The following is a 6,723-nucleotide window of genomic DNA, read 5'->3' on the forward strand; positions in this document are numbered from 1 at the left end:
GCCCGGCCTCGATCCGCGACAGCGTGGACTGGCTGATGCCGACGCGCTTGGCGAGCTCGCGCCCGGAGATTCCGGCGATGTCCCGCAGCCGTCGCAGCTCCGCGCCCAGTTGCTGGCGCGGGCGCGACTGGTGCGCAACCGGATTCGCGGCGGTGTCCGCTGCGTCGGTGGCGCCCTGTGCGGGTCGATTCACTGGAATCATGATGATTCAGATCGAATCATTTCGATTCAGCGGAGTCAAGACTCGGCCGGTCGCAACGTGAATCACGCACCCACCCCCAGTGAAAACCTGCTGGTCGGTGTGGCTCGGTTTCGGCGAGTGTGGCGTACGCAACTCGGTATCCGGCTGTCGCGGAAGCGAATCCACGGCACCATCCGACCGGCGATCGACCGAGTCGCCCTCCGCCCGAGCGCGGTCTGTATAGCGTGTTGGCCATGGCAGTGTCGCTCTCCTCCATGGATCTCACCGATCTGGACAACTTCGCCGCGGGGTTCCCGCACGAACTCTTCGCCGTGCACCGCGCACAGTCCCCGGTGTTCTGGCACGAACCCACCTCACACACCCCCGACGGCGAGGGTTTCTGGTCGGTGGCGACCTACGCCGAGACCAAGGCGGTGCTGGCCGATCCGGTGACGTACTCCTCCGAGACCGGCGGCACTCGGCCCTACGGCGGGACCGTGCTGCAGGATCTGCCGATGGCGGGGGTGGTGCTGAACATGATGGATGATCCGCGGCACGCCCGGATTCGGCGACTGGTGTCGAAAGGGCTGACGCCCAGGACGATTCGCGGGCTGGAAGACGACCTACGAGCCCGGACCGGTCGGTTGCTCGACACCGTGGTGAGCGGGGCAGAGCACGACTTTCTCACCGAGATCGCCGCGGAACTGCCGATGCAGGCCATCTGTTTCCTGCTCGGCATCCCGGAAGCCGACCGCCATCACCTCTTCGGTCTCATCGAGCACGTTTTCGACATTCCCGACGGGCAGGACTATCTGACCATGAGCCCGGCACGGAAGTCCTCGATGGAGGAGCTCTACCGCTACGGGCTCGCCCAGATCGCGCTGCGGCGTGAGCATCCCGGCACGGACATGCTGTCGCTGGTCGTGCATGCCGAGATGCCCGAGGAGACCCCGTCGCGGCTCTCGGACGAGGAGCTGCGGTCGTTCTTCAATCTGCTGTTCTCCGGCGGCTCGGACACCACCCGCAACGCCATCGCCGCCGGACTGCTCGCGCTGCTCGAAAACCCTTCCCAGCTGGCCGAATTGCGCGCTGACCCGGAGTTGCTGCCGACCGCCGTGGAGGAGATCGTGCGCTGGACCGCGCCCTCGCCGTCCAAGCGCCGCACCGTCACCCGCGACACCGAACTCGGCGGCCACCGCCTGACGCCCGGGCAGAAGGTCCTCGTCTGGGAGGCGTCGGCCAACCGCGACGAAGACCGCTTCCCCCACGCGAACACCTTCGACATCCACCGGGATCCCAACCCGCACTTGGGCTTCGGTCACGGCATCCATTTCTGCCTGGGCGCGCACCTGGCCCGCCTGGAGCTACGCGTCGTCTTCGCCGAACTCCTCGCCCGCTTCGACGCCTTCGAGCTCGCGGGCCCGGTCGAGTGGACCCGCAGCAGCCGGCACACCGGCATCCGCCACCTTCCCCTGCGCATGACCGCCCGCTGAGCGCCGCCGGTCGGCGACGATGAGGTAGAGCACGAATCCGAAGGCGGCACTGGTGAACAGGCTGACGACGAAGAACAGCCAGGGTTTCGGAATGCGGTGTCGCAGGCCGCCCGCGATCGACATGAGCGGCAGGACCGCGACATTGAGGAACAGGTAGTCCTGGGAGGCGGAGTCGGCCGCCCAGTTGGGAAACATGAGGTAGACGTACTCGGTCCAGCTCGCGCCGGGGCCCCAGAGCGGGTTGAGGCTGACGTGATGGTATTCGAGGACGAAGCGGATATTGAAGAACCAGCCCAGCGCCACCGAGGCGAAACCGACCGCCCAATAGGCCAATTCGAGTCGGCTGACGCGGGTGGTGGTGAAGGCGGAACGGCTTTCGCGGAGGATCCAGGCCGTCACCGCGACACCCAGGATCGCGTGCACGGCAAGGCTGACAACGTACATCGCCGGAGTGTAGGGTCCTGCGGCCTCGCGCATGACCGGGTTGACGCCTCCCCGTCAGCGCGGGTGCGCGATCCTCAGGGCTCGAGGCGGGCGCGATCGGCGGCGGCGCGGCCCGCATCCCATCCGGCCGCGCTACGAATGGTGATGCCGCGGTTGCGGGCCTGCGGGAACAACGTCTCGAAAGCCTTGTCGACGGCCTGCTGGTGGGAGGCCAGCACCGGCAGGAGTCGTTGCGGCTCTGGGGATTCCGCGATGGTGGCGGCGGTGGCCGCGGCGAGGCGTTCGCCGATACGGGTGGCGTAGGCGATGAGGAACGCCTTGCGAAAGGCCCGGCTGCGGGACTCGTCGGTGCCGGAAGCGTTGTCGCCGTCGGCGATCATGGCGCGAGTGGCCTGCACCAGCAGCGAGGTGGACAGCAGTTCGACGGCGTCGAGATCGGCGTCGTCACCGATGACGGTCATGAAACCCCAGGCCGAGGCGAAGATGGCGCGGCAGCGGTTGGCCCCGGCGACCACGTCGATCAGCAGCGCCTTCGCGTCGGTGTAGGGGGTGTCGAGCCAGATGCGCCGAGCCCCAGGCAGATCCGGTACGGCATGGTCGGCGTCGACGAGCACCCGGTCGAGCGCGTACTTGGTCATCAACTCCTGCGCCTTGGCCGACAGGGTCTCGGCCTCTTCGGGGAAGGAGGTGGACTCGGCCTTGGCGAGCAGGCCGCGCACCCGGCCGAGGATCTTCTCGTCGAGGTGGTGGGGGACGACCGTCGCGCGTGCCGTGCCGGGCAACGGCCGGATGAGTTCCAGCCGCGGCAGCAGCATCAGCAGCGCCAGCGCCTCGATCACGGTGCCGAGCGCTTCGGCGGTGGTCAGCATGTGTTTCGCCGCCCACTGGCCGAAGTGCGCCGCCGACTCCGACCACCACACCTCCGCCGACAGCTCACGCAGCTGCGCGGTCCAGGTCTCCTCGACGGTCGCCGAGTCGAAAGGGGTCATGAACGCGGCGATGGTGTCGATCAGATACCCGGCCGCGAACTCGTCGACCCGCCGTCGCGCCGCCTGCTGAATGTCTGCGGGCAGCCAGCCGTTCTCGAAGACCCGCGTCACCAGGTGCCGCCCCGCCAGCGCTACCCCGCGTTCGACCTCGGCCCGCAGTGGGTCATCCGGCTCGAGCCGCACGGCGAACGCGATGACCGGCTCACCGGCCACCGAACCGCGCACCTCTCGCTTGGCCGCGTCCATGGCGGCCGTCATGATCGCGTTGCCGATGTCCTCGCCGGTCGGTGGCCGCCCGTCGGTCCCGGCCAGGCTCGAAAAATCGGCCCCGCCCGCTCGCGCCCGCTGCCTGGCCGCCCGATGCTTGCGATTCGGCTTACCCACGCGCGTCCCCGTCGACGAGCGCCGCACGCACCAGATCCCGGAACTCCGCATCCGAAATCCCCGCCGCGCTCCCAGCCTCGAGCTTGATAGTGCTCTTCCCCGAAGCGAGTTCGGGATGCCGAGCCGAGAACCCGCCATCCCGCCCCGGCGCGACATACACCGACAGCCCGTGCTTCCACGACCCGATATGCAGCCGCCGCTTGCCCACCCGATACACCGGCATGTCATAGGCCATGGCGACCTCGGCCTCGGGACACGTGTCGAGAATCAGCCGATGCAGCCGGTCGAAAAGCGCCCGCTGCGCGGGGGCGATCCCTTCGCGATACCTGCCGACAGCGTCATCCATGCCGTCAATTCTGGCCGACGCGAACACCCGGGCGGCGAGCGGTGGCCACGGGTGGCGGTCAGTGGACCGGGCGGGTGGTGGCTCGGGGGTCGTGCCAGTGGCCGAGGTCGAAGTAGAGGGTCGTCATGGAATCCCAGAGCGTCGACCAGGGCTGCTTGGGGCCCTTCAGTTTCCAGACGCCGACCATGCGGTCGATGCCGGGGATGCCCATCGGATCGTCGAGGGTGCCGACACGTTCGACGTCGGTGAAGTGGGTGCGCAGGCCGGGTTCGGCGGTGTCGAGGCCGACGAAGATGACCGTGGTGACCGAATTCGGTGGGGGACCGAAGAATCCGAAGCCGCGGCTGGGGCTGTAGGTGGCGGGGAGGTCGTATTTGCCGCCGAACTCCTCGACCGCGCCGCCCTGCCAGTAGCCCTGGGTGAGGATGGCGGAGTGGGCCTTCTCCTCCGGGGTGAGGGTTTCGTAGCCGGCGTCGACGGCGGCGACCATGCGGTCCCAGTTGGTGGTGCCCCAGAACGCCGAGCGGATGCCGAGATCGATGGCGTTCTCGGTCTGGCTGCGCCAGCTCGGCGGCAGCGGCAACACGGTGAGGGTGCCGATGTAGGTCACCACGGTGATCGCGACGAGCGGAATCACCGCCAGGTTCATCCACCGCTTGCGGGGGTACTGCGCGAAACCGACCGCGCCGATGGCGAACATGGCGGGGAAGAAGCCGGTCGGGTAGTACGGGCGGCCGTGCGTGATGACGACGAACGCGGTCATCAGCAGCAGCGCGACGGCGATGAAACGATAGGGGCGCAACGACTTCTGCTTGACGACGGCCCAGCATCCGATGGCCATCAGCACCGTGCCGAGGAATCCGGCGAAGCCGAGCCACTGCGGGAAGAAGCCGGGCGGGCCGTAGCCCGTGGCGTCCTGCTCCGCGCCGATGATGCTGCCCATGGCCAGCTGCGGCCAATTGTGCTGCGACTGCCAGTACAGGATGGGGACCAGCGACAGGGCGAGAATGCCGGTGGCGATCCACAGCGCGGGGCGGCGCAGGATCTCGCGGGGACCGCATACGATGACCGCCACGCCCAGGCATGCCCAGACCAGCGGAATCATCCACTTCACCTGCATGTCAAGGGCCGCAACCAATCCCGCGATGATGATCAGCCGGTCCTGCCGGGTGCGGACCAAGCGGATGAACAGCCAGGTGATCACGGCGGTGAGGGTGGCGTCGAAGGAGAACGTGCTCAGCGCGCACTGGGTCACCAGCAGATACGAGGTGGCGTAGGTGCCCGCGGCCAGCAACTGGATGCGGCGGCTGCCGCGCAACTCGTAGGCGATCAACGCCGACACCACGATCGCGCCGACCGCCATCAGGACGGCCGGAAACCGTACCGCCGTCACCGATCCCGGCGCCAGCAGGTCCGCCAGGTGCGCGAAGAAGGCGACCACCACGCCCTGATCGGCGTAGGTGTAGTCCAGGCGCCGTCCGGCGGAGAGGAAATAGAGTTCGTCGCCGAAGAACTCGTAGCGACCCGCCGTCACGGTCAGCACGATCGTGGAGATCGCGGCCATCACGGCGACGCCGCGGAACGCGAACGGTGGATGGATATCGGTAATGTCTTCCGGTTCGGTATGAACCGAAACGACCGCTGTCATGAACTGCCCCTGATGCTTTCCGACAGGCGACGCCACACTCCCTCCGGTGGCATCGCATCTGTCCGCTGACGAACTGTTTCCTCCCCGGCAGCGAACTTGATGAGCGCGAGAGCTCGCAATCCTGCTCGGATTATGCAGTTTCGCGTGACGTTAATGCGTATCCGAAGTCTTCGCAAATGCGCTGCGCCCTCGCGAGGTTCGATCTAATTCCGATTCCCGCTGGTCAAGGCGTCGGATTCGATTCGATGACTCGCAATGACAGATTCGGTGACCTATTCGGCGACCTATCTGGCTACTCATGTCGCGAGGTGCTGGAATGTGAACGGCGCCACTCGATGTCGAGGGCTGTCAATGGTCTCAATAAGTGAATTGCCATCCCTTCACATTCGAATTCTGCGGCTGTTCTCCCTTTGTTTACTTTGGGTGCCCGGCGGATTCGGCTACCGATCCGATGGCGGATTCGCATCCGCCGCGTGCCGCATCGGCATGTGATAACGGTTGTCGTGAAAACAAAGATCCACCAATGCAACCGCAGTGAGGAATGTAGATCAACATGGGCGCCATACTTGGAGTCATCATGAGTCTGTTGTCGGGAGCCGCCGGAGTGGCGAGTTCGGGTTCCGCCTACGCGAACACCGAACACCGTTAGGGGCGGCGCATCGGCCCCTGTGCGGGGCTGATGTGATCGATGTCATGGGGGTGGCGAGCGGACCGTGTCGGGGGTCGGCTCGGGTTGATTGGTTGTAACCAGTAGTTCGCTTGCCGCTTCCCTCACCGGCCTCATTGGTTCCATCTGGTAACAACTGTATCGAAGTTGTTCCGTGGCAATGGTTTCCACTTCAAGCCCGCCGGTGAATAGCCAATCGCTATCGACATTTGCGGATAGCTGGATGGCTGATTCGAACACTGTGAGACCGAGCGGTTCATCTTAAGGTCGGCCGTGATCGCGCGATGTCGGGTCGCGCGGGATTCTCCGGCGAAAGGTGCTCGACCATGCTGGTAGCAAGACTGACAGTGCTCGGGTTGGCGTGCGGAATGGCCGCGATCGGCGCGGCGTCGACACCCGCGGGAGCGGCGGTCACCCCCGTGGCGCTCGCCGGAACCGGAAGCGCCGCAACGGGAATCGGGCTGGCCGGGCTGATCGCGAGCGGCAGCGCGGCGCTGGGGACCGGCAGTGTGGCCGCCGCGCCGTGGGCCGTCGGTGCGGGCACCGGGAGTGCCGCGCTGGGTGCGGGCAG

General features: G+C 66.7%; 5 protein-coding genes and 2 pseudogenes. 2 read left to right on the forward strand and 5 right to left on the reverse strand.

Annotation, left to right across the window (positions count from 1 at the left end; all coding sequences use genetic code 11):
- Window positions 1-193 (reverse strand): helix-turn-helix domain-containing protein (locus tag ACWELQ_RS33775; protein WP_452401090.1); only part of this gene is annotated, 193 nt, incomplete at its 3' end.
- Window positions 194-429: 236 nt separating this feature from the next.
- On the opposite strand from ACWELQ_RS33775, the gene ACWELQ_RS33780 reads away from it, so the two are divergent.
- Window positions 430-1,674: a cytochrome P450 gene (locus ACWELQ_RS33780; protein WP_452401094.1), complete on the forward strand. Its 1,245-nt coding sequence runs from the start codon at window positions 430-432 to the stop codon at window positions 1,672-1,674.
- Between the two features lie 3 nt (window positions 1,675-1,677).
- On the opposite strand, the pseudogene ACWELQ_RS33785 reads toward ACWELQ_RS33780, so the two are convergent.
- The 4 genes and pseudogenes from ACWELQ_RS33785 to ACWELQ_RS33800 form a co-directional block, all read right to left on the reverse strand.
- Window positions 1,678-2,118 (reverse strand): annotated as a pseudogene (locus tag ACWELQ_RS33785) (DUF2834 domain-containing protein); the annotation flags it as partial.
- Between the two features lie 74 nt (window positions 2,119-2,192).
- Window positions 2,193-3,491 (reverse strand): DUF2786 domain-containing protein, encoded by a 1,299-nt coding sequence (locus tag ACWELQ_RS33790; protein ID WP_452401091.1) that lies wholly within the window; start codon window positions 3,489-3,491, stop codon window positions 2,193-2,195.
- Window positions 3,484-3,837, reverse strand: coding sequence for a DUF1801 domain-containing protein (locus ACWELQ_RS33795; RefSeq protein WP_452401092.1), 354 nt, complete (start codon window positions 3,835-3,837; stop codon window positions 3,484-3,486). Before ACWELQ_RS33795 ends, ACWELQ_RS33790 begins: the two co-directional genes overlap by 8 nt.
- A 58-nt stretch (window positions 3,838-3,895) precedes the next feature.
- On the reverse strand, window positions 3,896-5,485 hold the full coding sequence (locus tag ACWELQ_RS33800; RefSeq protein ID WP_452401093.1) for an ArnT family glycosyltransferase: 1,590 nt from the start codon (window positions 5,483-5,485) through the stop codon (window positions 3,896-3,898).
- 993 nt (window positions 5,486-6,478) lie between these two features.
- Between ACWELQ_RS33800 and ACWELQ_RS33805 the strand changes: the two are divergent.
- Window positions 6,479-6,723 (forward strand): annotated as a pseudogene (locus ACWELQ_RS33805) (hypothetical protein); the annotation flags it as partial.

Source organism: Nocardia sp. NPDC004722 (genome assembly GCF_053601505.1).